Annotated in this window: 26 protein-coding genes, 2 pseudogenes and 1 other annotated feature; of the genes and pseudogenes, 24 read left to right on the top strand and 4 right to left on the bottom strand. The window is 27.1% G+C overall.

Going from position 1 to position 21030, the window contains the following annotated elements; genetic code table 11:
- Positions 1–131: 131 nt before the first annotated feature.
- The 16 genes and pseudogenes from LJD34_RS12510 to LJD34_RS12585 all read left to right on the top strand — a co-directional run bounded on the left by LJD34_RS12510 (position 132) and on the right by LJD34_RS12585 (position 12469).
- Positions 132–830, top strand: a complete 699-nt coding sequence (locus LJD34_RS12510; RefSeq protein WP_227360046.1) for a LytR/AlgR family response regulator transcription factor — start codon at positions 132–134, stop codon at positions 828–830.
- Positions 827–2047 (top strand): hypothetical protein, encoded by a 1221-nt coding sequence (locus LJD34_RS12515; RefSeq protein WP_227360047.1) that lies wholly within the window; start codon positions 827–829, stop codon positions 2045–2047. Before LJD34_RS12510 ends, LJD34_RS12515 begins: the two co-directional genes overlap by 4 nt.
- Positions 2048–2283: 236 nt before the next feature.
- Positions 2284–2739, top strand: a complete 456-nt coding sequence (locus LJD34_RS12520) for an RNA polymerase sigma factor (RefSeq protein WP_227360048.1) — start codon at positions 2284–2286, stop codon at positions 2737–2739.
- A 557-nt stretch (positions 2740–3296) separates the two neighbouring features.
- The gene (locus LJD34_RS12525) at positions 3297–3611 is read left to right on the top strand and encodes a type II toxin-antitoxin system PemK/MazF family toxin (RefSeq protein ID WP_118516409.1); all 315 of its coding nucleotides are present in this window, start codon (positions 3297–3299) and stop codon (positions 3609–3611) included.
- Positions 3612–3681: 70 nt separating this feature from the next.
- Positions 3682–4050 (top strand): helix-turn-helix domain-containing protein, encoded by a 369-nt coding sequence (locus LJD34_RS12530; RefSeq protein WP_195932684.1) that lies wholly within the window; start codon positions 3682–3684, stop codon positions 4048–4050.
- Positions 4051–4067: 17 nt separating this feature from the next.
- The gene (locus tag LJD34_RS12535; protein WP_227360049.1) at positions 4068–5402 is read left to right on the top strand and encodes a hypothetical protein; all 1335 of its coding nucleotides are present in this window, start codon (positions 4068–4070) and stop codon (positions 5400–5402) included.
- 77 nt (positions 5403–5479) lie between these two features.
- Positions 5480–6823 (top strand): tyrosine recombinase XerC, encoded by a 1344-nt coding sequence (gene xerC, locus LJD34_RS12540; protein ID WP_227360050.1) that lies wholly within the window; start codon positions 5480–5482, stop codon positions 6821–6823.
- Between the two features lie 536 nt (positions 6824–7359).
- Entirely contained in the window at positions 7360–7587 is a 228-nt protein-coding gene (locus LJD34_RS12545; protein ID WP_227360051.1) for a hypothetical protein, read from the top strand.
- A 372-nt stretch (positions 7588–7959) separates the two neighbouring features.
- Positions 7960–8943: a Gfo/Idh/MocA family protein gene (locus tag LJD34_RS12550; RefSeq protein WP_147580558.1), complete on the top strand. Its 984-nt coding sequence runs from the start codon at positions 7960–7962 to the stop codon at positions 8941–8943.
- Positions 8944–9006: 63 nt separating this feature from the next.
- Positions 9007–9399: a pyridoxamine 5'-phosphate oxidase family protein gene (locus LJD34_RS12555; RefSeq protein ID WP_118749099.1), complete on the top strand. Its 393-nt coding sequence runs from the start codon at positions 9007–9009 to the stop codon at positions 9397–9399.
- A 293-nt stretch (positions 9400–9692) separates the two neighbouring features.
- Positions 9693–10358, top strand: a pseudogene (locus LJD34_RS12560) (MBL fold metallo-hydrolase).
- A 12-nt stretch (positions 10359–10370) separates the two neighbouring features.
- Positions 10371–10523 carry a hypothetical protein gene (locus LJD34_RS12565; RefSeq protein WP_155522452.1) on the top strand — a complete coding sequence of 51 codons (153 nt, stop codon included), beginning with the start codon at positions 10371–10373 and terminating at the stop codon, positions 10521–10523.
- A 75-nt stretch (positions 10524–10598) separates the two neighbouring features.
- Positions 10599–10736 (top strand): hypothetical protein, encoded by a 138-nt coding sequence (locus LJD34_RS12570; protein ID WP_155522453.1) that lies wholly within the window; start codon positions 10599–10601, stop codon positions 10734–10736.
- Positions 10737–11044: 308 nt separating this feature from the next.
- Positions 11045–11197 (top strand): hypothetical protein, encoded by a 153-nt coding sequence (locus LJD34_RS12575; protein WP_227352247.1) that lies wholly within the window; start codon positions 11045–11047, stop codon positions 11195–11197.
- Between the two features lie 133 nt (positions 11198–11330).
- Positions 11331–11699: pseudogene (locus tag LJD34_RS16835) on the top strand (flavodoxin).
- A 92-nt stretch (positions 11700–11791) separates the two neighbouring features.
- Positions 11792–12469, top strand: coding sequence for a carboxymuconolactone decarboxylase family protein (locus tag LJD34_RS12585; protein WP_107030107.1), 678 nt, complete (start codon positions 11792–11794; stop codon positions 12467–12469).
- Positions 12470–12762: 293 nt separating this feature from the next.
- On the opposite strand, the gene LJD34_RS12590 is transcribed toward LJD34_RS12585, so the two are convergent.
- Positions 12763–13290 (bottom strand): GNAT family N-acetyltransferase, encoded by a 528-nt coding sequence (locus LJD34_RS12590; protein ID WP_107030108.1) that lies wholly within the window; start codon positions 13288–13290, stop codon positions 12763–12765.
- Positions 13291–13394: 104 nt separating this feature from the next.
- Positions 13395–14558 (bottom strand): EAL domain-containing protein, encoded by a 1164-nt coding sequence (locus LJD34_RS12595; protein ID WP_118473350.1) that lies wholly within the window; start codon positions 14556–14558, stop codon positions 13395–13397.
- A 125-nt stretch (positions 14559–14683) separates the two neighbouring features.
- On the opposite strand from LJD34_RS12595, the gene LJD34_RS12600 reads away from it, so the two are divergent.
- A complete protein-coding gene (locus tag LJD34_RS12600; RefSeq protein WP_107030110.1) occupies positions 14684–15142 on the top strand; it encodes a GNAT family N-acetyltransferase in 459 nt (152 codons plus the stop codon).
- 150 nt (positions 15143–15292) lie between these two features.
- Here the strand turns inward: LJD34_RS12600 and LJD34_RS12605 are convergent, their stop codons facing one another.
- Together LJD34_RS12605 and LJD34_RS12610 are read right to left on the bottom strand one after the other, a co-directional pair.
- Positions 15293–15937 (bottom strand): LytR/AlgR family response regulator transcription factor, encoded by a 645-nt coding sequence (locus LJD34_RS12605; protein WP_032089870.1) that lies wholly within the window; start codon positions 15935–15937, stop codon positions 15293–15295.
- Positions 15930–16556, bottom strand: a complete 627-nt coding sequence (locus LJD34_RS12610; RefSeq protein WP_227360052.1) for a hypothetical protein — start codon at positions 16554–16556, stop codon at positions 15930–15932. The genes LJD34_RS12605 and LJD34_RS12610 overlap by 8 nt, the downstream gene beginning before the upstream one ends.
- Positions 16557–16694: 138 nt before the next feature.
- Here LJD34_RS12610 and LJD34_RS12615 point away from each other — a divergent pair, with 138 nt between their 5' ends.
- The 7 genes from LJD34_RS12615 to rplT all read left to right on the top strand — a co-directional run bounded on the left by LJD34_RS12615 (position 16695) and on the right by rplT (position 20848).
- Positions 16695–17087: a hypothetical protein gene (locus LJD34_RS12615; protein WP_227360053.1), complete on the top strand. Its 393-nt coding sequence runs from the start codon at positions 16695–16697 to the stop codon at positions 17085–17087.
- A gap of 61 nt (positions 17088–17148) precedes the next feature.
- Complete coding sequence (locus LJD34_RS12620) at positions 17149–18108, top strand: P1 family peptidase (RefSeq protein WP_147580594.1); 960 nt, start codon at positions 17149–17151, stop codon at positions 18106–18108.
- Positions 18109–18242: 134 nt separating this feature from the next.
- On the top strand, positions 18243–18854 hold the full coding sequence (locus tag LJD34_RS12625; protein WP_147580545.1) for an ECF transporter S component: 612 nt from the start codon (positions 18243–18245) through the stop codon (positions 18852–18854).
- Between the two features lie 35 nt (positions 18855–18889).
- Positions 18890–19474: a histidine phosphatase family protein gene (locus LJD34_RS12630; protein WP_022002090.1), complete on the top strand. Its 585-nt coding sequence runs from the start codon at positions 18890–18892 to the stop codon at positions 19472–19474.
- Positions 19475–19557: 83 nt separating this feature from the next.
- Positions 19558–19676 (top strand) — a sequence feature (ribosomal protein L20 leader region).
- A gap of 7 nt (positions 19677–19683) precedes the next feature.
- On the top strand, positions 19684–20241 hold the full coding sequence (gene infC / locus LJD34_RS12635) for a translation initiation factor IF-3 (protein WP_032089875.1): 558 nt from the start codon (positions 19684–19686) through the stop codon (positions 20239–20241).
- An 18-nt stretch (positions 20242–20259) separates the two neighbouring features.
- Positions 20260–20454, top strand: a complete 195-nt coding sequence (gene rpmI, locus LJD34_RS12640; protein WP_022002088.1) for a 50S ribosomal protein L35 — start codon at positions 20260–20262, stop codon at positions 20452–20454.
- Positions 20455–20488: 34 nt separating this feature from the next.
- Entirely contained in the window at positions 20489–20848 is a 360-nt protein-coding gene (rplT, locus tag LJD34_RS12645; protein ID WP_022002087.1) for a 50S ribosomal protein L20, read from the top strand.
- Positions 20849–21030: the final 182 nt, after the last annotated feature.

A 21030-nucleotide genomic window follows, 5' to 3' on the forward strand; every position in this document is an offset into this window, starting at 1 on the left:
AATATTTTAGAGGGAATACTGATTCCACATCAATATCCCCCTTAATAATTTAGAGCGAATTTCGCTAAAGCACTCGATTATTTAGAGCGCCCTTAATGACTTAATTCTTTGCTTTTTTGGAGGTTTTTATAATGAATATTGTTTTAGTTGATGATGATATTGAATTTTCTAATAAATTAAAAGTTGATGTTAAGTCGTATTTTAAACAGCTAGATGAAAGTATTGATTTTATTATTTTAAATGATTCATTTGATACAATAAAGGACATTGATCAAATTGATCTCATTTTTTTAGATGTTGATTTGAACTTTGAAATGAATGGGATTAATATAGGAGCTTATTTGAAATCTAAGTTTCCTAAAATAATTATTGTATTTGTATCCATGCATGAGGATTTTGTTTTTCCCGCATTATCTATTGGTTTTTTTCAATTTATAAGAAAAACAAAATATGATTTTGATATTATAAAAGTTTTGAGACAAATAGAGGCTTATTTAAAAGAAAATTTAAAAAAGATATGTATTAAAATGGATGGAAGAAGCCATATTGTTAGATTGAGTGATATAAAATATATTATGTCAATAGGTCATGATCTATATATTAGTACATATAAGAAGGAATATTTGATATATTCATCTTTAAAAAAATTTATGGATCAAATATCTTTTGATGAATTAGTTCAAATTGAAAGAAGTCTAGTAGTTAATCTTAATTTTATTAAAAGAATGAATAAAACAAGTGTTATAACATTAAATGATGAAGAATATTTTGTTGGTCGAAAATATCAAGATGAGCTAGTAAGAAAATATGAGGAGTTTCTTTTAAGATGATTTTTTTTGATATTATTATGACGTTGATTGAAGATTTCATCCTTGCTTATTTTGATTTTAAAATATTAAATATTATTAATAACAAGTTAATTATTATTTTAACACTTATCTGTACATTAGTTACTTTTGTATTTAATAATTTGCTATTAAATAATTATTGGTTAATGATTATTTTGATTGTAATTTTTACTTTCATATCCTCTTTTTATGATAAAAAAAGAAATTTAATATATTTTATTGTACCAGCAATACTGATAATAATTCTACTTTTTTCTAATACAGTGTCTATTATTTTTGTTTCCACAATATTTTTCATAAATCCAATGCAAATTTCTTCTAATAATATTTACATTATTTTCTTATCTTTTTTATCAAGAATTGTATTTTTAGCTTTATCTTATTTATTTAGCTATTATGATAATAAATATAGATTGAATAAAAACAGATTATTAGTAGGTAATTATTGGTGGTCGTTTTGTTTATTTGTTTTATCTTTTTTAGGAGTGTATACATTATTATTTGAAATGATTTTTTATCATATGGTAAATTCTGCTAATATGTATAAATTATTATTTCAATTAATTGTTATGTGTTGTTCATTTTTTATATTTTATTTTAATATTCAAAAAGAATATCAAAACAATCTCATTCTGAATGAAGAATTGGTAAAAAGTAAGTATGCGGCAGAAACCTATGAAAAGATTAATAAGCTTTCTTATCAAATGCTACAAGAAAAACATATGATGTGTTATATTTTGATGTCCTTTAAGCATTATTTAGATACGAATAATTATGACGCAATTGAAAGACTGATAGAAACACAATTAAATAAATTTGATTTTTATAAATTTTCTAATTTTACAGGTATCAAATTATTTGATGAAGAAATTGTTAAATACTTTATTTCATTAGAAAATGATGGCTTTTCAATAAAGAAAGTTATCACGATAAATAATACAAGAATTTTAGAAAATGAAAATTTTGTTAAAGAGATAAAGGCAATCCTAAAACAAATTACTGAGTTTTGTTTAGATAATAAAACTTTTGAATTTTATCTATATGAGGTCAATGAATTTGTAGTTTTAAAGATTTTGACATTATGCACAGATAAAGTATTTAAATTTAATGATAGCTATGATGAAAGTGTTGTGGAAAAAAGAAAACTTCAAATAAAAAATGATAATATAGAGATAAAAGTACTTTTTAAAATAAATTAATGAATTTTCTATTTTATTTTCTCAAAATTATATTTTATAAAGAAAAATTAGATATGAATTTTGAATGTGGGTTTAATTTAAAAACTGTTTAGTACATATTGTATATATAAGTAATTCACTTTTTTACTTTAAGTGAGTTGCTTTTTTTTTTGGTTAAATTAGAGCAATACCTTCTATAATTATTAGTCTTACTTTCTTTTTATTTTCCTCCATTAGTCGAAGGAGGAAAAATAGAAATGCAAACAATAATTGTAAATTTGAAATCATTATATCCAGAATACTATACGGAGGATATGCTTATTGAAGTTGCGACAGATATATTAGAAATCATTGACAAGTATGAACATATTGAATCAGCATATGATAGAAAATTAAGATATCATAAAGTATACTATTCTCTAGAAAGAAGTCCATATGTTGAAATACATAGGGAGGATTTTAATAGGAAAGATACAGTATATTTAGATAATATGGTTCATGATGATCTTTTGAAATTAATTATAGAAGGGATTAACAATTTGACCATAGTACAACGTAAAAGAATATATAAAAGATTTGTAGAAGGAAAATCATTACAGGTAATAGCAAAAGAGGAAAATTGTACAAAACAATCAGTATTCAAGTCAATATCTAAAGCATTAGATAAACTAAGAATAATATTAGAAAAAAATGGATATGATGTAGCAGATTAAAATCTATAGAGTAATTGTGATTATTAATAATACAATCATGATTACTCTTTTTTTATATGTTAATTATAGAAAATAAAAAAGTTATTTTTTTTTGAGGTGACAAATGTTGCTTTTTTCTCCTTATAGATGAAAAGAAACTTTCTTTGAAATATAAGGAGACTTTTTTAGAGTACATTGAAAATAGAATAGTAATATCGGTAACGTTACTTATATTTAAGCCCAATCATGAATACGCCATGACCAATATATATTGAGAGCGAGTAATATTTGATGATAATCATAGGTGCTGCTATGAGGCGATGACAATATAAGAATATAATGATACGCATAGTGTTCGCATGAGTAATTAAATTTGCCGCACGCAAAACACTATTGAAGGTTAGAACCCTTTGAGAACATATAACGCCTTGAAGATTATGTGGGACTCGTGGAATTGCATGGCAAAGCAATCTACTGATATTACAATTAACTAAAAGCAACTTTACTGTTGCTTTTAGTTATACATAAAAAAGAAGGTGATGAAGTTGATAGAAAACATAGTAAGAGGAGAAATCTATATGGCTGATTTAGATCCATGTATAGGTAGTGAACAAGGTGGTATTAGACCTGTTGTGATTATTCAAAATAATACTGGCAATAGATTTAGTACAACTACTATTGTTGCACCGATTACAACAAAATTAGGCAAAGCATATTTACCAACACATTTGGTTATAAGTAAAAGAACAGGAATTTATAAAAAATCTATGATATTACTTGAACAAATAAGAATCATTGATAAAAGTCGGCTGTTAGAAAAACTAAGTATTTTAGAGGATCAGGAAATCGATTTAATGGATAGGTCTTTACGAATAAGTATTGGTTTAAATTAATGTACGATTAATAAATTTGCACATTTGTATGTGAATAAACATCTTAATAAACTAAAGGAGAAGTCAGAAAATGAATATAGTAAATGATTGGGAAAAACAAATTCTAACAGCACAGGATATTGCACGAATTTTTAAATGTGGCAAGAATCTAGCTTATAAAATTATTGAAAGTAATGACATGAATGCTGTTAGGATTGGTTCGACAATACGAGTATCTATGAAATCTTTTAATGAATGGATTAATAATAAAGGTTTTCTTTTAAATAACGAAGAAACATTTGATAATCAAGTTTATACATTAGAAGAAATAAAAGATATCTTAAAAATTGGAAGAAATTCTTCTTATAATTTGTTAAATGAAAATTACTTTAAAATCATTAAACTAGGAAAAATTGTAAGAATATCTAAAAAATCATTTGATAACTGGCTTAATAAATAGAATTAGGAGGAACAAATGTGGAAATAACAAAAAGAAAGTACATTACTACGATTACTTACGACAAAATATGTAATGGAGTAAAAAATTCATGTAGAGAAAGCTTTTTTGATAAGAAATATGTCGATATTAGAGTAGATGAAATCAATAATTGTGAATATGATAAAGAATATAAGATAGATCAAAATACATTATTTTTAGATTTTATTGATATTTATTTAAAGAAAGTTTCTTTAAAGAAAGATACTTATAAAAAGTATGAATTTTATGTGAGTTTGACACGAAGATATATCATGGATTATTTTGAAGATATTTATATAAAGAATATAACACAAACATTTATTGAAAATTTAAGTATACAGGTAAATAATCAAGTTTCAAAGTATGGCAATAAGGAAAAAGTAATTTCTAAAACATTAAAAAATGATATAAAGTTTTTTTTCAATAAATTATTTAAATATGCTACGGATATGAATTTATATGATGTTAATCCTATGCAATATTATAAAGTACAAAATGATTCTAATCGTTATTTAGTTGAATGGGATTTTGATACTTTAAATACTATTTTTGAATTATGTAAAGGAACAAGATTACATATGTTCTTGCATTGTTTTTTTGGAACTGATTTAAAGATGAATGAAATTTTGGCTTTAAAATGGGATGACCTTTATATTGGTCATAAAAACATCAAAAAAAATAATTGTTATGCTGTAGTGAATAAAAAATTAAAAAGAAAGAAGATATCCTACATTAATGAACATAGAGAAAATATTATTAAGCAATTTGATCCGAAAATAAATGATGAGGGTAATACTAGGCTTGTCATTTATAAAATTGAAAATAGTAAGAAAATCCATATTCCTATTAATGTAGCCAAAATGCTAATAAAATGGAAAGAAGTAGAAGGTAGAAAATGTCAAATTTCCTATGAAGAATATGAAAATAATGGCCTCGTTTTTTCACTGATTAATGGTAAAGCGTGTGAAGATAGGATTATCAATAAAGAATTTGATAAATTAAAATATGAAAATAATTTACCAGATGTAAAGATGAGCAAGTTGGAATTCTTTTCTAAGGAAAGAATTATATATAAGGAAGAGGTAATGACTATTAGAGATTTTTATTACAGAACGTTATTTTATGATTATTCAGAATATTTTGAAATTGGATACATCAAAGGTGGATTATCGTATAATAACAATATAATACCTATAGGTACAAATTATCGAAGTGTGAATTTAAAAGATATAAACGTACCTAAGAAAAAGGAAATAGATTTATCAAAAATGATTTCATTAATAAAAAATAATTCAAGTTTATCAAATGAATTGACAAGTATACTCAAAGAGTAGAACTTGTCTTTTTTATAATCGCACGTTGGTTAAAACATAATGTTTTCCATAGAATATGGATATAGGAGGAGATAGTAATGGCATCAATTACAAATAGAAAAGGAAAATATTATGTTGTTTATTGGTTTGATTCATTTGATGGAAAAAGAAAACAAAAGTGGGAGCAATGTGAAAACTATGAAGAAGCAATCTTTAAAAAAAAGAAGATTGAAGATGAAGTAAATAATCAAGTGTTTTTAGCTCCAAGTAATCAAACAATCAGAGAATTTTTAGAAACGTTTGTTGAGCTATATGGTACAAAGCATTGGGGGTTTAATAATTATAAAGCTAATACAGGTTTATTGAATAACTATGTTTATCCACTTATAGGTGATAAAAAAATACAATCATTTTCAACGTTAAATGTTGATCAATATATTAATAAACTGACTAAAACTAAAAATGTGAATTATGGTGTAAGAAAAAATGCACCTCAATATGTATCGCCTAACACAATAAAATCAGTAGTAAAATTATTAAGATGTGCATGGCGACAAGCTCTTAGATGGGAAGTTGTAAAGAAAAATGTGTTCATTGATTGTAATTTACCTTATTGTGAATCTAAGGAAAGAGAAATATGGACAGCAACAGAAATACAGCATGCTTTAGAAATATGTGAAGATCAAATATTATATTTGTGCATAAACTTGTCTTTCTCTTGTTCACTGAGAATAGGTGAATTATTAGCACTTACTTGGGATAATGTATTTATCGAAGATGAAGATTTTGAAAAAGACAATACTAGATTAATTATAGATAAACAATTTGTTAGAATTGATAAGGAAATGATAGGTGTTTTAACAAAGGATGAAATCTATAAACAATTTGATACACAACTAAAAAGAGAATGTAAAACAGTATTGGTTTTGAAATCACTTAAGATGAATGGCAAAGCAAGAACTGTGTGGATACCTCGAACAGTTGCTTATATGTTAAAAGAGTGGAAGAAAAAACAAAATGATATAAAAAAGAAACTTGGTAGTATCTATGATGATAACAATCTTGTTATTTGTTTTGAAGATGGAAATCCAATAGAAAAAACAAATATTGAAAAAAGATTTAAAAAGTTTATAAAAGTGAATAATCTACGAGAAGTAGTATTTCATTCTTTGCGACACTCAAGTGCAACTTATAAACTTAAATTAAGCAAAGGGGACATCAAAGCAACCCAAGGGGATACTGGTCATAAATCAGCCGATATGATAACTAAAAGATATGCACATATTATTGATGAAGATAGAAAAGTTAATGCTACAAAGTTTGAAGATGAATTCTATGCTTCTAAAGAAAATGAGGAAAAAGATGATGCATCAGAATTGGTGGATATACTAAAAAATAATGATGCATTAAGAGAACAATTGAAAAAAATGTTATCTTTATAAATGGACTACAGGTCCATTTTTTTCTTTGAATTTAAGGCTAAATTACTATAAAATTATTAAAAACAAGGGTTTTCCTAACAATGGCTGTCATAAGTGAGTTCGAATCTAACCGAGGATGAATTAGAAAACATAGTAAAATCAAGGCTTTTGAAGGAATATTTCAAACGAGAAAATTTGATGTTTTCTAACAGATTTCTAACAAAGACATAAAAAAACAGCAAAAAATAGATAAAATTAGAAAAATTATAAGAGACCAAGAAATCTTCAAAAGTGTTGGTGTATATAGACTTTAAGGGATTGGATAAAAAAATTAAACTAAAAAAATTGGTGGTTGTTAGCCTCCTAAGCGATAGATCGGGTGTTCGAATCACCTCGAGGACGCCAATATGATTAAAAAGTCTTGATTTTCAAGGCTTTTTTATTAATTGAAATTTGGCAATAGAAGTGAAAATAATAAATAAAAGTTGATAGAAAGAAATGTGTAATGTAGATGATTGTTTAAATAGTTCAATTAATTACAATAGATGAGGTTGAATATGATAATAGGTTTTTTATTTACTATAAAGGGTGCATTTAATATATTGAAGGGGTTAAACTATTTTATTTTCAAAGATAATTTTAAAATGATTCCTATGGAATTAACATCCGTATATAAATCACCTGTTAGTGTTCATGAAATTACGTATATATATTGTTATCAATCTATTCATCAAGGAACGAATGTAAAATATAAAACCAAAGGACATGATTATAAAAAAAAGTAGGAGATATTGACTTCTTTTATTATGATGAAAGATTGCATATTGTTTATGAAGATGAAGAATATGTTACTTCTTATATGATTTTAGGAATATTTTTATTTTTATTTGGATTAAGAATAATTTTTTTGTACATATAAAAGAGGATATGATATTCATTAAGATTTGATGCAAAAAAAGATTGTAGGACAGTATCTACAATTTTTTTTGTTCTAGTACTAGAACAAAACTCCTAATATTTATGTTTGTGTTCTGATATCAGAACACAAGATGCTGTTTGATGTTTTTTGTTCTATAATAAGAACATGAAATAATATGATATTTGTTAATTTTATTTATACACAAATATGATAAAATAAAGTCACAAGGGGGATTTGTATGGAAAAAGAATTGAACTGGGCAGTCATAGGAACAGGTGTGATTGCTAATGAAATGGCACAAGCTTTACAAAAGACGGATAAAACACTTTATGGAGTTGCCAATAGAACACAAACAAAGGCTATTGATTTTGCAAAGAAGTATGGTGTTAAAAAAGTCTATGATGAAATTGATGAAGTGTTTGATGATGAAAATGTTGATATTATTTATTTGGCAACATCACATAATACACATTATCAATTTATGAAAAAGGCGTTAGAACATGGGAAGCATTTATTCGTAGAAAAATCAATTACGTTAAATAGTCGTGAATTAGATGAAATGATGGCACTTGCTAAAGAGAAAAATTTAATTCTTGCAGAAGCCATGACCATTTGGCATATGCCAATCTATAAAGAATTATGGAAAATCGTGCAAAGCGGTGAACTTGGTAAAATGCAAATCATGACAGTAAACTTTGGAAGTTTTAAAGAATATGATATGAATAATCGTTTTTTTAATATGAATCTTGCTGGTGGAGCTTTATTAGATATTGGGGTTTATGCTCTTTCTGCAGTACGTAGCTTTATGTCTAAACAGCCAAATGAAATAGTAAGTCAAGTGAGGTTTGCACCTACAGGATCTGATGAACAAGCAACGATTTTACTTAAAAATGAAGATCAACAAATGGCAACGATTGCTTTATCAATGCATTCAAAACAACCTAAAAGAATTATGATTTCATTAGAAAAAGGGTATATTGAAGTTTATGAATTTCCTCGTGGACAAAAAGCAACGATTGTGGATGCTGTAACAGGAAAACAAACAGTTATTGAAAAAGGAAATACTGAAAATGCACTTTATTATGAAATGTGTGATATGGAAGAAGCTGTTAGAAATCAAGATGCTTCACATTTAAATTTAGAGTATACAAAGGATGTCATGGATATTATGAGTCAACTTCGTAAAGAATGGAAAATGCAATATCCAGGAGAAAAATGGTAAGGACAAATTTTTTGTCCTTTTTTTTATGCAGTGATAAAATAAAGTAAATAAAAGAGGATCATTATGGATAAAGTATTAAAATTTTTAAAAGATGTAGAAACTTATTATTTAGCAACAGTAGAAGGTGATCAACCAAGAGTAAGACCCTTTGGAACAGTACACGTTTTTGAAGGAAAGCTTTATATTCAAACAGGAAAAGTCAAAGATGTTTCAAAACAACTTCATCAAAATCCTAAAGCAGAAATTTGTGCTTTTAAAAATGGAGAATGGTTACGAGTAAGTGGAAAATTAATCGAAGATGATCGTAATGAAGCAAGACAATCTATGTTAGATGCTTATCCAAGTTTACAAAAGATGTATAAAGCAGATGATGGCAATACGGAAGTTTTCTATTTTGAAAATGCTACAGCTATTTTTTCATCATTTATTCATGAACCAGAAATTATTGAATTTTAATCATAAGTTACCTATTAAAGAAGCTATAATTTTTATATAAATGGACAAATAAGATGAATTGTCAATATATGGATAGATAAAGAGGATTATGCATTGTTGTTAATATTTCATTTAATATAATAGAATTAGATAAAAGAAAGGATGAAATATCTATGTTAAAGAATGAAAAAGGACAAGCAGTTGCACCAAAAACAGTCATAATGACAAAAAAAGATTTTGAAGATCAAGGAAATACCCGTGTTTATTGGTTAGGTGGAGGAGGAGCCATGATCAATGACCATGGAACAGTGATTATGATAGATCCCCTATTAGAAGGCTTTGATATGCCTTTATTGATTGATATGCCAATTGATGTAAAAGATGTACCGCATGTTGATGCTATTTTAGTATCCCATGTAGATAACGATCATTATTCAAGACCAACGTGTAGAGATTTAAAAGATATTTGTAAAGAATATCATACTTCTTATTATGTTGCTTCTTTAATGAAAGAAGAGTGTGGTGTAGATGGAATTGGACATGATATAGGAGATCATATTCAAATTAATGATATTGATGTTGAACTTACACCTGCTGATCATGCTTGGTAAAATCAAATTGCTAAATATAATTATCGTGTATGGGAAAATCGTGAATATTGTGGTTTCTATGTAAAAACACCAACAAAGAAAATTTGGTATGTAGGAGGTTCTAAATTGCTGGATTGTCAATTACATATGGACCCACCAGATGTAATGTTCTTTGACTTTGCGGATAATCCTGTGCACATTGGTTTAGAAAATGCTTATAAACTGGCCAATACTTATCCAAATACAAAACTTGTTTTAATTCATTGGGGAAGTGTTGATGCACCTGAAGCAAGTGCTTTTAATGGAAATCCACAAGATATTTTAGACAATGTCGTTAATCCTGAAAGAGTTGTTATTTTATCACCGGGTGAAGAATATGTTGTTGATTAAGAAGTAGAAATCATGAAATACAGTGAAGTTAAAGATTTTAATTATGATGATTGTTTTAAACTTAGATGTTTAATTGTTGAAAAACATGACAAACATAAAGAACCATTTACGATTAGAATTTATATGGATGATCTTATTATCTTTCAATATATCATGCAAAGATGAAGGAAATGTTTCTCGTGGTAGAACCCTTCTTTGTACAAAGCAAAGTGAGTGTTGTTTTAGGTATCAAGCTAAGTTATGGTTATAAAGATTTATGTTTTAGCTTTAAAATCATCACTTCATCAACAAATGCCACTTGCTTGGAAAAAGGAACAATTTTTTTTACCAGCAACAACTGTTTTTATCAAATGTGCAAGAGAATACTTTAAGAGATGATAGAAATATCATCTATTTTAATACCTAAAAGGTATCGTTATTGATAAATTATAAGTATTAGATATTTAAAATAAAGCGAATTATAATAAAGATGTAAAGAAAGAGTGATACGAATAACAATTGAAGAAGCAAGTAAAAAATATAATATTCCAATTCATATCCTTAAAGAATATGAAAGTTGGGGATTGTGTTAAGAAGTTAAAAAAGTAATGGGATCTTGGCAATATGATGAAACAGACTTAAAAATATTAAGTTTGATTATGACATTATACGATTTAGATTTTTCGGTTTAAGAAATAGAAAAATATATGAAACTTTCTTTAAAAAAGAATGAAAATGAATGTTTAAAACTATTAAATAAAAAAAGAAAAGGAATCTTAGATGAAGTTCATCTAAAAGAAAAACAATTATCCAGAATTGATTATTTAAGATATGAAATGGATCGGGGAAATAAGAAATGAAAAAGATTTGTACATTGATGTAACCTTTACTTTTAGTTTTTACCTGTAGTGCTTGTAGTAGTAAAAAAGCAACCGCTAAAAAGAAAACAAAACACAAACAGATTTAAAGGAAGCCAATTCAAAATCATTAGTTATTTATTTCTCTTGGTTTGGAAGTACTCAAAATATTGTCAAGGAAATACAAAAACAAACCAATTCAGACATCTTTGAAATCATCCCAGAAGTAGCTTATAGTGATGACTATGATACGGTTGTTGATGATGCGAAAAAGGAATAACAAGAAAAATCAAGACCAAAGATTAAAAATAGAGTTGAAAATATTGATGAATACGAAACCATTTACGTAGGATATCCAAACTGGTGGGGAGATATGCCTATGATTCTTTATACATTCTTTGATGATTATAATTTATCTAACAGAACGATTGCACCATTTTGTACAAGTGGTGAAAGTAGATTGTTAGATACTGAAAAAACAATTCAAGTAGTGGTACAGTGGTAAAAGGATTGCACGTTTCAAAGTCAGCATTAAAAGAGGATTCAAACGATGTAAAAGAATGGGTAAATGAAATTAAATAAAAGGAGAGAAGAAGGATGAATTTATATGCAACAGATAAAGAATATAAAGAAAGATTTGATTATTTTTTAGAAGAAGTTAAAAATGATGAAGGAAATAAATTAGATGAACCTACTCGTTATTTAGCTATCTTATCCGTTTTAATGGGAAACCAAGGAATTTGTGCTTATGAAGAAGTTCTTGAAAAAGCTTTAGATGTTTTATCACCTATACAAGTTAAAGAAATGGTTTATCAAGCAACTGACTATTTAGGATATGGAAGAATGCTCGAATTTTTAAAAGTTACAAATGAAGTATTTAATAAAAAGGAAATCGAACTTCCATTACAGTCACAAACAACAACGACTATTGAAGATAGATTAGAAAAAGGAATTCAAGCACAAGTAGATATCTTTGGGGAACATATGAATGAAGCTTGGAAAAAAGCAACTGTCAATAAATGGTTAGCAGCTAACTGCTTTGGTGATTACTATACAAGAACAGGTCTAGATTTAAAACAAAGAGAAATGATTACTTTCTGTTTCTTATATGGACAAGGTGATTGTGTTCCTCAAGTTATGGCCCATATTCAAGGAAACTTAAATTTAGGTAATGATAAAGCTTTCCTTACAAATGTTGTTTTACAATGTGTTCCATATATGGGATATCCTCGTAGCTTAAATGCACTTGCTTGTATTAATAAAGTAGAAGACTAAATATTGAATATTTGTGGTATTGCAAAGCAATACCACTTTTCATATATAGAGGGGTGGGAAAACGATGGAAACTATTGTATTACAAGGAAGTCCAAATAGTAAAGGATCAATGAATATCCTCTGAAAACTTTATCAAGTGAGCAAATGAAAAGAGGTATGAAGTAAGAAGCTTTAAGGTTTCGAAAATGAATATTAAACCTTGTCTTGGCTGGGTTGCCAAATCATTATTACGTAATGATTTCTTTATGGACAAATATAGGATTTTATAACAAAAAAAGGGTTTAGCTGAACCCTTATTCAATTTCTATCCAATATCTTTGAATTGTTTTACTATCTTTAACAATTTCATTTTCTAAAATGGCACCATTGTTTTTAATTGATTTTGCAGAACCAATATTATCTTTATCACAAACAAGTAATACTTTATCAATATTTAACTTTTGACATTCTTTTAAAGCTAAACCGATGATTTTAGTTGCATAACCTTTTCTTCTTTCACTGGGTCTTACCCCATCTCCAATATGTCCACCATAATTTAATAAATAATCATTAAGTTCATGACGAATGTTGACGGCTCCAACCATTTTGTTTCTTTCTACATCTAAGGCGAAAAATGTTGAATCTTCTACCAAACCAGGTTTTGGATTTTTTAAATCAAGATTATTAATATAATAATCAAAATTATGATAATCATTTTTAAAAATAGAAGCTGGAGAAGTATTAGCTTCAGAATGATTATTATTATAATCAATCCACTCCTTCAACATATCAACAATTAAATCTTGATATTCATTTGATGCTTTTACTAATTTAATAGACATAATATAATCTCCTTTTATTGAAATATTTCTATTATTATAACATTTGTAGAACATAATAAAACCCTTTATTAAGTTGTACTTAATAGAGGGAAAGTGCGTATTATCTATTTTATTAAATATTTTAATAAATCTTTAATTGTGACAATGCCATAAAAACATGGGTTTTTTAAAACAATAATATCTTCATAAAAATGTGAATGTTCATTTTCAAGAAAAAGTTGACAAACATTTTTAATAGGAAGATGTGATGGAACAATCAAAGAATCTTTAAAAAGATTAGGTTCAACAATATCTAAATCACAAAGTATATTTTCTCTTTTTAAATAACCTAAATAATGTCCTTCATCATTGATAACATAAATTCTTTGAGTGGTATTATTTTCTTCAAAAATTTGATAAGCATTATTTATATTTTGATAGGTTTTTAATGTACAAGGGAAATGACAAAGAGAATCTATTGTAGGAATATCTAATGTTTTCTTATATTTGTTGTATAATTTTTTGATAGTTTCTTTGATATCTGGTAAAAGATCATCAAAATTATCAACAGGTTTCTTTAAATAATAACCTTGACCATATTCAATACCTAATTGAATTAAACATTCAAGTTCTTCCTTTGTTTCAATACCTTCAACAATTAATTTATAATGCATAACTTTACAATAGTTGACCATGACTTCTACCATTGTACGCTTATCTTTATTTAAATGAATATCTTGAATAAGTTCTTTATCTAATTTGATATATTCAGGTTGTGTATGATTGATTCTATTTAAATTAGAATAACCTGAACCAACATCATCAATAGCAATTTCAAAACCTTGACTACGATAATGTCTAACGGCTTGTTTAAATAAATGTTTATCCTCAATAGAAGTTGTTTCCGATAATTCAAAGACAATATTATTAGAATCTAAATGATATTTTTTTAAATATTCTTTTGTAAATCCTTGAACAAAATCTGAATCTAATAAAATATTAGCATCTACATTAATAAATAACTTTTTTCCTAAAGGTATTTGTTGACTTGCCTTAATAGCACATTTGCGACATAGCTGATCTAATTTCCATGATTGTTCAAGTGTATTGGCAATCTTGAATAATTCTTCAATATTAAGAGTACATGATTCTAAAGTGATACGGCTTAAGGCTTCAAAAGATACTATTTCTCCTGTTTTTAAGGAAACAATAGGTTGAAAAACACTTTTTATTTTCTTTTCATTAATTATTTTAAAAAATTCATTGATTTTCTTTTCGTTTAATTTCATTTATCTATCCTCTATTCTTTTTAAAATATATAGAAAGAAGAATGATATTTCTATCAATAAAAACTAAGGAAATTGTAAAAAATAGGTAAAAAGATTTTGTTATAATAAAACAAAGGAGAAAGCATATGAAAGAAATAGAATATAAAGTACTAGGTGTAGATGATTTAGAATTATTAGTAAAGATAAGAATAAAAGATTTAAAAATGTTTTCTAATCAAAAAATAACAAATTCTACAATAGAAAACATTAGAGTTTTTTATAAAGAAAAAATGTTAAAAGATGAATGTCATACATTGGTGGGCTATCATTTAAATCAAATTATTTCAACAGCTACAATTTACTATTATGATATCCTTCCAAGTAATGAAAATTCCAAAGGAAAAGTTGGACAAATAACGAATGTTTGGGTAGATGAAAATTATCGACATTTAGGGATTGGTAGATATATGGTAGAATATCTTATTGAAAATTATCAAAAAGATGTTGGAATGATTTGTTTGAATAGTTCAAAAGAGGGAATAAACATGTATTTACATCTTGGATTTAAAAAGAAAGATAATTATTTGATTTATAAGAATGGGTAGTGTTGAATAATATTGTTTACAATAACTATTTTTCTTTATAAAATTGGACGAGAAGTAAGTATACCGTTGCCAATATGCGGAATAAAAATGGTTGTAAGTAGTAATCCTTCACTATTGAGTGAGGGTTTTTATTTTATAAAAAAAGGAACATTAATTTTGTTCCTTTAAACTTTCTTTATAGCTTCTTCCAATAGGAAGATGTGTTTGTTCTTTTAAAATAACTTCTTGATTTTTAATTTCTTGAATAAATCTTTTGTTAATAATGTATGATTTATGAATTTGAATAAAATCAAGAGATTGTATTTCTTTAATAAATTGACTTAATGTTTTTCTTTCAATCATTTCTCCATTAATAGAATGAATAATAATTTGATGTCTAAGTGATTCGATATAATAGATTTGTGATAATCTTATTTTTGAAGTAATTCCATTTCTTTGATAAAGATAATATTGAAAGTTTTTTTGAATTTGTTTTTGAATAAAATCATGATAATGAATAAATTGCTTTTCTAATTCATTATTAATGAAATAAAGATGTGTTTGCATTTGTAAACAAATACTTACAAGATCAAAATCTTTAGGTCCAATAATATAGATCAGAGTACTATTTAATTTTTTAAGATGATTTAAAATATTTAAATCATTCTTTTTTTCTATTTCTACAAAATAAATATCTTGAACTGTTTGATGTGTATAATTTGTAAGTTTGTATTCTATTTGCAAATCATCAAAGAATTGTTGAATAAGTGGTTCTATTTGTTGGTAATGCTTTGAAATAAGAGAAATTCTAATCATGTTTTTTCTCCTTTTCAATAGCTGCAATATATTGATCAAGATTTTTATTTGAACGTATGATATCCAATAAATGATAAGAATCAACAAAACGTACACCATTTTTTTTCATGAGTTCAATGCCTTTACTAAAAGTTTCTTTATCAGAACTTACTAAATTTTCAATAATATATTGAGAACCATCCAACATATTAAATTTAAACACAATTTTATTTCCAGAACCATTTACTAAATATTTTGATGGATAAAAAGAATAACGATAATAAGAGATTTGTACAAAATCAATTTGTGAAAGTTTTAAATTGATTTGATATCTAGGATATTTATTTTTAAAAAGAAAAGAATAAAGATACCTTGCTTTATCTAAATTTTTATCAAAATAAATGTATCTTAAATATTTTTGATCGACTTCCCACATGGTATTAGCGAAAACTATTCCTGGTAGTACGAAACTATAAATCAATAATAATATAATAATAAGAACACCAAAAAACATTATTCTTTCATAAAAATGTTTATACATGATAAAGAAAACACCTAACCACCAAACAACAAAAAGTAAAATAACAAAGTTTAATAAGATGATTTTTCTTTTCTTTATTTTTCCAACAGTAATTTTCATAACTTCCTCCTGTACGTGTATTATAACATAGTTTTTTTATTTGGATTTTGTTGTTGGGGACAGGTTGATGGTTGTTGGTGCCTCTTTGCTATTTATTTAAAAGAATAGGATTAAAGTATAGATAAGGAGGAAAAGAAGATGAAGAAAAAGGTAATAATGATTGGTGTTGTTTTAATTGTGTGTCTAGGAACTGTTTTTTATAATATGCAAAAAAGAAATCCTTATAAAAGTTATAATCATTTAAAAATAAGTGAAGTTTTAAAAGTAAAGGAATTTAATCAATATTGGGTTTATTTTTATTCAATGGATGATCAAGAAAGCATGGATTCTAAAAATGGGATAGCTCGTCTTAATAAGGCAGTAAGTAATGTTTATTTTGTGAAAATAAAGGATAAAGAAGTAGTTATTGAAAATCAAAAAGTTAAATCAGCTACATTACTTTATATAAAGGATCATCAAATAACAAAAGAATACAAAGGATTAAAACAATTAAAAGATCATAGTGATGAAATATTACAAATGAGTTGGTAGAAAAAAGTTTAAAGCTTTTTTCTACTTTTTTAGTATAATGATAAAAAAGAGGAAAAAGATGATGAAAGAAATAAAATTAACGGATATTAAAGGTGTAAAAGTAGGACAATATGAAAATCAAGAAGCAGCTACAGGATGTAGTGTTGTTATTGTAGAAAATGGAGCGACAGCCGGTGTAGATGTTCGTGGTGGAGGTCCTGCTACAAGAGAAACAGATTTATTAAATCCAATTAATATGGTCCAACAAATTCATGCTGTTATGTTAAGTGGTGGGAGTGCTTTTGGTTTAGACGCAGCTAGTGGTGCCATGCAATATCTTGAAGAACATGGTGTTGGTTTTGATATGTCTGTAGCAAGAGTACCGATTGTATGTGGTGCTTCATTATTTGATTTATCGGTGGGAAATCCTCACATAAGGCCAGATAAAGAAATGGGGTATAAGGCTTGTCAAGATAGTGAAAATGATTTGATTAAAGAAGGAAACTATGGCGCTGGTTGTGGTGCTAGTGTTGGTAAACTTTTAGGATTTGAACATGCCATGAAAGGTGGCATTGGAACATATGGTGTACAAGTTGGAAATGTTCAAGTAGCAGGGATCGTTGCTGTAAATGCCTGTGGAAATGTCATTGATTATCAAACGCAAGAAATATTGGCAGGTGTTAATATTGATAAAAAATGTGTTTCGGCTAGTCAAATTATTTTAGATCAAATGGATCAACTTAGAAAATTACCGGATGGTAATACAACCATTGGATGTATTGTAACGAATGTCAAACTGACGAAAGCACAATGTACAAAGATTGCTGGAATTAGTCATAATGGTTACGCTAAAAGTATTGATCCAGTTCATACAATGAGCGATGGTGATACAATTTTTGTATTAAGTACAAATGAAGTTGATGGAATGGTTGATGCTGTTGGTATTTTAGCTGTTGAAGTCATTTCTAAATGTATTCAAAGAGCGATTAAAAAAGCTAAGAGTGGATATGGTTTATTAGCTTATCAAGATTTGAAAAAATAATCGAAAAAGCATATAATTTTCTCGTTCGTATATTTTGATATTAAAAGAGATCTATAAGACTCTTATTAAGACATTTGAAATAGCGAATACCATAAAAACGTTGCATCTTTTATGAGCGACAGTAGGAGGATTATATGAAGTCGAAAAAGACACAGTACATGACTTCAATGGCTTTATTTTTAGCGATTGAAATCATTCTTGTTGTGACACCCCTTGGATATATTCCAATTGGACCATTAAATGCCACAACAATGCACATTCCTGTCATTATTGCAGGAATCGTATTAGGAAAAAAAGCAGGGGCTGAGTTGGGCTTTGTTTTTGGATTAACAAGTTTAATCAAAGCAACGATTCAACCAGGCATTACATCTTTTTGTTTTTCCCCATTTGTGACAATAGGCACAATGTCAGGAAATTACAAAAGTCTTTTGATTGCTTTTGTTCCTAGAATTTTACTTGGCTATTTAGCTGGATTCGTTTTTGAAATCATGAAAAAGAATAATCGTGAAAACTTAGGTGTTGTTGTAGGTGCTTTAACAGGAGCTATTACAAACACAGTGCTTGTTTTATCAGGAATATACATATTCTTTGGTGAAGCATATGCGAGTGCGGTAGGAGTGCAATACTCTACTTTAGTAACGGTATTATTAGGAGTTGTTTCTACAAATGGTATTTTAGAAGCTATTCTAGGGGCAATTGTTTCACTAGCTATCTACAAAGCATTAAAACCAATCTTAAAATCATAGCAGGTCGATTGACCTGCTTTTTAAAGGAGGTATTTATGAAATACATATTTGTTAGACATGGAAAGACACATTTTAACGAAATACAGCTTAAACAAGGATGGTGTGATTCACCTCTTACAAAGCAAGGAATAAAAGAAATAGAAAATATGGCAGAACAGTTAAAGGATTATAAAATAGATGCTGCTTATACTTCTCCAATATTACGAGCAAAAAATACAGCACAAATAATTTTAAAAAATCATTCTGTTTTATTAAATGAAGATGGTCGTTTAAAAGAAGTGAATTTTGGTCTTTTAGAAGGATTACCCTGTTTATTTGTAGATAAACTTCAATTAGAATCTTCTAATTGGTTAGATGATTTACAAATGGATTATACTGGATATGAAGGTGAAAATGTTGAAGATGTAATTCAAAGACATTTTGAATTATTAAATGATATAGAAAAGAAATTTCAAGATGATGATACGATTTTAATGGTAGGTCATGGATGTTCTTTATATGCATTTATTAAAACGTTATTAAAAAATAAAACACTTGATTTTCCACAAAATGCCAGTGCAATTATAGTTAATAAAGTTAATAATGAATATCAATTAGAAACAGTATTGAATCCAAAATAAAAAATCTTGAAAATCTTGAAATAATCAATAATTTTATTGACATGAGTGGCATATGATGGTAATATCTACGTGCAATAAAAAGTAGTGGAAAGAAGAAGTGCCTACTTCTCGCCTGATTGATTTTGTCGATAGGCAAATGTCACTAAGATTTAATCTTAATGTCAATGGTGGGTACTCAGTGTGCTCACTTTTTATTTCAACTATAATAATTGGAGGTGGCTTTTATTAGCAGATTTGATAACAGAAAACCAAAACAACCTGATGATTTAGTAAACGAAAGAGTTCGTTTTAAGGAAGTGTTGGTTATTGATCAAAACGGTGATCAATTAGGAGTAAAAAGTAGTAGAGAAGCGTTGGATATTGCTTATGATGCAAATTTAGACTTAGTTTGTGTTGCACCTAATGCAAAACCACCAGTTTGTCGTATTATGGACTTTGGTAAATATCGTTTTGAACAACAAAAGAAAGCAAGAGAAATGAAGAAAAACTCTAAAGTGGTAACTTTAAAGGAAACTCAATTATCAGTAACTATTGATACTCATGATAAAAATGTTAAATTAAAAAGAACATTAAAATGGTTAGAAGAAGGAAACAAAGTTAAAGTTGCAATCAGATTTAGAGGTAGACAACTTGCACACGTTGATTTGGGTAAAAAAGTTATTGATGACTTTGTTGAAGAATGTGCAGAAGTTGGTCAAATTGAAAAACCAGCAAAATTAGAAGGACGTACTTTAACAGCTATATTAGCACCAAAAAAGAAAAAATAATTAATGGAGGAAACAATTATGCCAAAAATTAAAACACATAGCGGATTAAAAAAACGTTTAAAAAGAACAGGTAGTGGAAAATTAAAACGTAGCCATGCTTACATTTCACACTTATCACACAATAAAACTCATAAACAAAAGAAACACTTAGCAAAAGCTACAGTAGTAAGTGCTTCAGATTACAAGAGAATTAAATCAAGATTACCTAAATAATTTTAGTTAAAAATAAATACAGGAGGAATACACAATGGCAAGAGTTAAAGGTGGATATACAACTAGACATAGAAGAAAAAAAGTTATTAAATTAGCCAAAGGATATTTTGGAGCTAAACATAAATTATATAAAACTGCTCATGAACAAGTAATGCACTCAATGGCATATGCTTATAGAGACAGAAGAAATTTAAAAAGAAATATGAGAAAATTATGGATTGCACGTATTAACGCTGCAGCTAGAATGAATGATATCTCATATTCTAAATTAATGCACGGTTTAAAATTAGCTAACGTTGAAATCAACAGAAAAATGTTATCTGAAATCGCTATCTGCGATCCAGAAGGTTTCACAGCTATCGTTGAAACAGCTAAAAAAGCTTTAAATGCTTAATAAATCATGGACCAACTGAGTTGGTCCTTTTTTTATTATCATATTCGTTGACATTCTTTTTAAATAAGTATATTCTTAAATCATACTAAATCCATAGGAATAAGGAGAAATATAAATATGAGTGAAATAAAAAACAGTTTTTTAGACCTAGTAGGGAATACACCACTAGTAAGAGTAAACAA

Origin of the sequence: Faecalibacillus sp. MSK20_93, assembly GCF_020589945.1 — a bacterium.
In the GTDB taxonomy this organism is placed as follows: domain Bacteria; phylum Bacillota_I; class Bacilli_A; order Erysipelotrichales; family Coprobacillaceae; genus Faecalibacillus; species Faecalibacillus intestinalis.

What these genes read in the sequence shown, in the direction of transcription:
- LJD34_RS12620 (WP_147580594.1), top strand. Translation starts at nt 17,149, where the DNA reads ATGAAAGAAATAAAATTAACGGATATTAAAGGTGTAAAAGTAGGACAA.
- LJD34_RS12575 (WP_227352247.1), top strand. Translation starts at nt 11,045, where the DNA reads ATGAAACTTTCTTTAAAAAAGAATGAAAATGAATGTTTAAAACTATTA.
- LJD34_RS12520 (WP_227360048.1), top strand. Translation starts at nt 2,284, where the DNA reads ATGCAAACAATAATTGTAAATTTGAAATCATTATATCCAGAATACTAT.
- LJD34_RS12530 (WP_195932684.1), top strand. Translation starts at nt 3,682, where the DNA reads ATGAATATAGTAAATGATTGGGAAAAACAAATTCTAACAGCACAGGAT.
- LJD34_RS12515 (WP_227360047.1), top strand. Translation starts at nt 827, where the DNA reads ATGATTTTTTTTGATATTATTATGACGTTGATTGAAGATTTCATCCTT.
- LJD34_RS12525 (WP_118516409.1), top strand. Translation starts at nt 3,297, where the DNA reads ATGGCTGATTTAGATCCATGTATAGGTAGTGAACAAGGTGGTATTAGA.
- xerC (WP_227360050.1), top strand. Translation starts at nt 5,480, where the DNA reads ATGGCATCAATTACAAATAGAAAAGGAAAATATTATGTTGTTTATTGG.
- LJD34_RS12545 (WP_227360051.1), top strand. Translation starts at nt 7,360, where the DNA reads ATGATAATAGGTTTTTTATTTACTATAAAGGGTGCATTTAATATATTG.
- LJD34_RS12595 (WP_118473350.1), bottom strand. Translation starts at nt 14,558, where the DNA reads ATGAAATTAAACGAAAAGAAAATCAATGAATTTTTTAAAATAATTAAT.
- LJD34_RS12585 (WP_107030107.1), top strand. Translation starts at nt 11,792, where the DNA reads ATGAATTTATATGCAACAGATAAAGAATATAAAGAAAGATTTGATTAT.
- LJD34_RS12550 (WP_147580558.1), top strand. Translation starts at nt 7,960, where the DNA reads ATGGAAAAAGAATTGAACTGGGCAGTCATAGGAACAGGTGTGATTGCT.
- rpmI (WP_022002088.1), top strand. Translation starts at nt 20,260, where the DNA reads ATGCCAAAAATTAAAACACATAGCGGATTAAAAAAACGTTTAAAAAGA.
- LJD34_RS12510 (WP_227360046.1), top strand. Translation starts at nt 132, where the DNA reads ATGAATATTGTTTTAGTTGATGATGATATTGAATTTTCTAATAAATTA.
- LJD34_RS12565 (WP_155522452.1), top strand. Translation starts at nt 10,371, where the DNA reads ATGAAATACAGTGAAGTTAAAGATTTTAATTATGATGATTGTTTTAAA.
- LJD34_RS12630 (WP_022002090.1), top strand. Translation starts at nt 18,890, where the DNA reads ATGAAATACATATTTGTTAGACATGGAAAGACACATTTTAACGAAATA.
- LJD34_RS12605 (WP_032089870.1), bottom strand. Translation starts at nt 15,937, where the DNA reads ATGATTAGAATTTCTCTTATTTCAAAGCATTACCAACAAATAGAACCA.
- LJD34_RS12555 (WP_118749099.1), top strand. Translation starts at nt 9,007, where the DNA reads ATGGATAAAGTATTAAAATTTTTAAAAGATGTAGAAACTTATTATTTA.
- rplT (WP_022002087.1), top strand. Translation starts at nt 20,489, where the DNA reads ATGGCAAGAGTTAAAGGTGGATATACAACTAGACATAGAAGAAAAAAA.
- LJD34_RS12600 (WP_107030110.1), top strand. Translation starts at nt 14,684, where the DNA reads ATGAAAGAAATAGAATATAAAGTACTAGGTGTAGATGATTTAGAATTA.
- LJD34_RS12610 (WP_227360052.1), bottom strand. Translation starts at nt 16,556, where the DNA reads ATGAAAATTACTGTTGGAAAAATAAAGAAAAGAAAAATCATCTTATTA.
- LJD34_RS12590 (WP_107030108.1), bottom strand. Translation starts at nt 13,290, where the DNA reads ATGTCTATTAAATTAGTAAAAGCATCAAATGAATATCAAGATTTAATT.
- LJD34_RS12615 (WP_227360053.1), top strand. Translation starts at nt 16,695, where the DNA reads ATGAAGAAAAAGGTAATAATGATTGGTGTTGTTTTAATTGTGTGTCTA.
- LJD34_RS12625 (WP_147580545.1), top strand. Translation starts at nt 18,243, where the DNA reads ATGAAGTCGAAAAAGACACAGTACATGACTTCAATGGCTTTATTTTTA.
- LJD34_RS12570 (WP_155522453.1), top strand. Translation starts at nt 10,599, where the DNA reads ATGGTTATAAAGATTTATGTTTTAGCTTTAAAATCATCACTTCATCAA.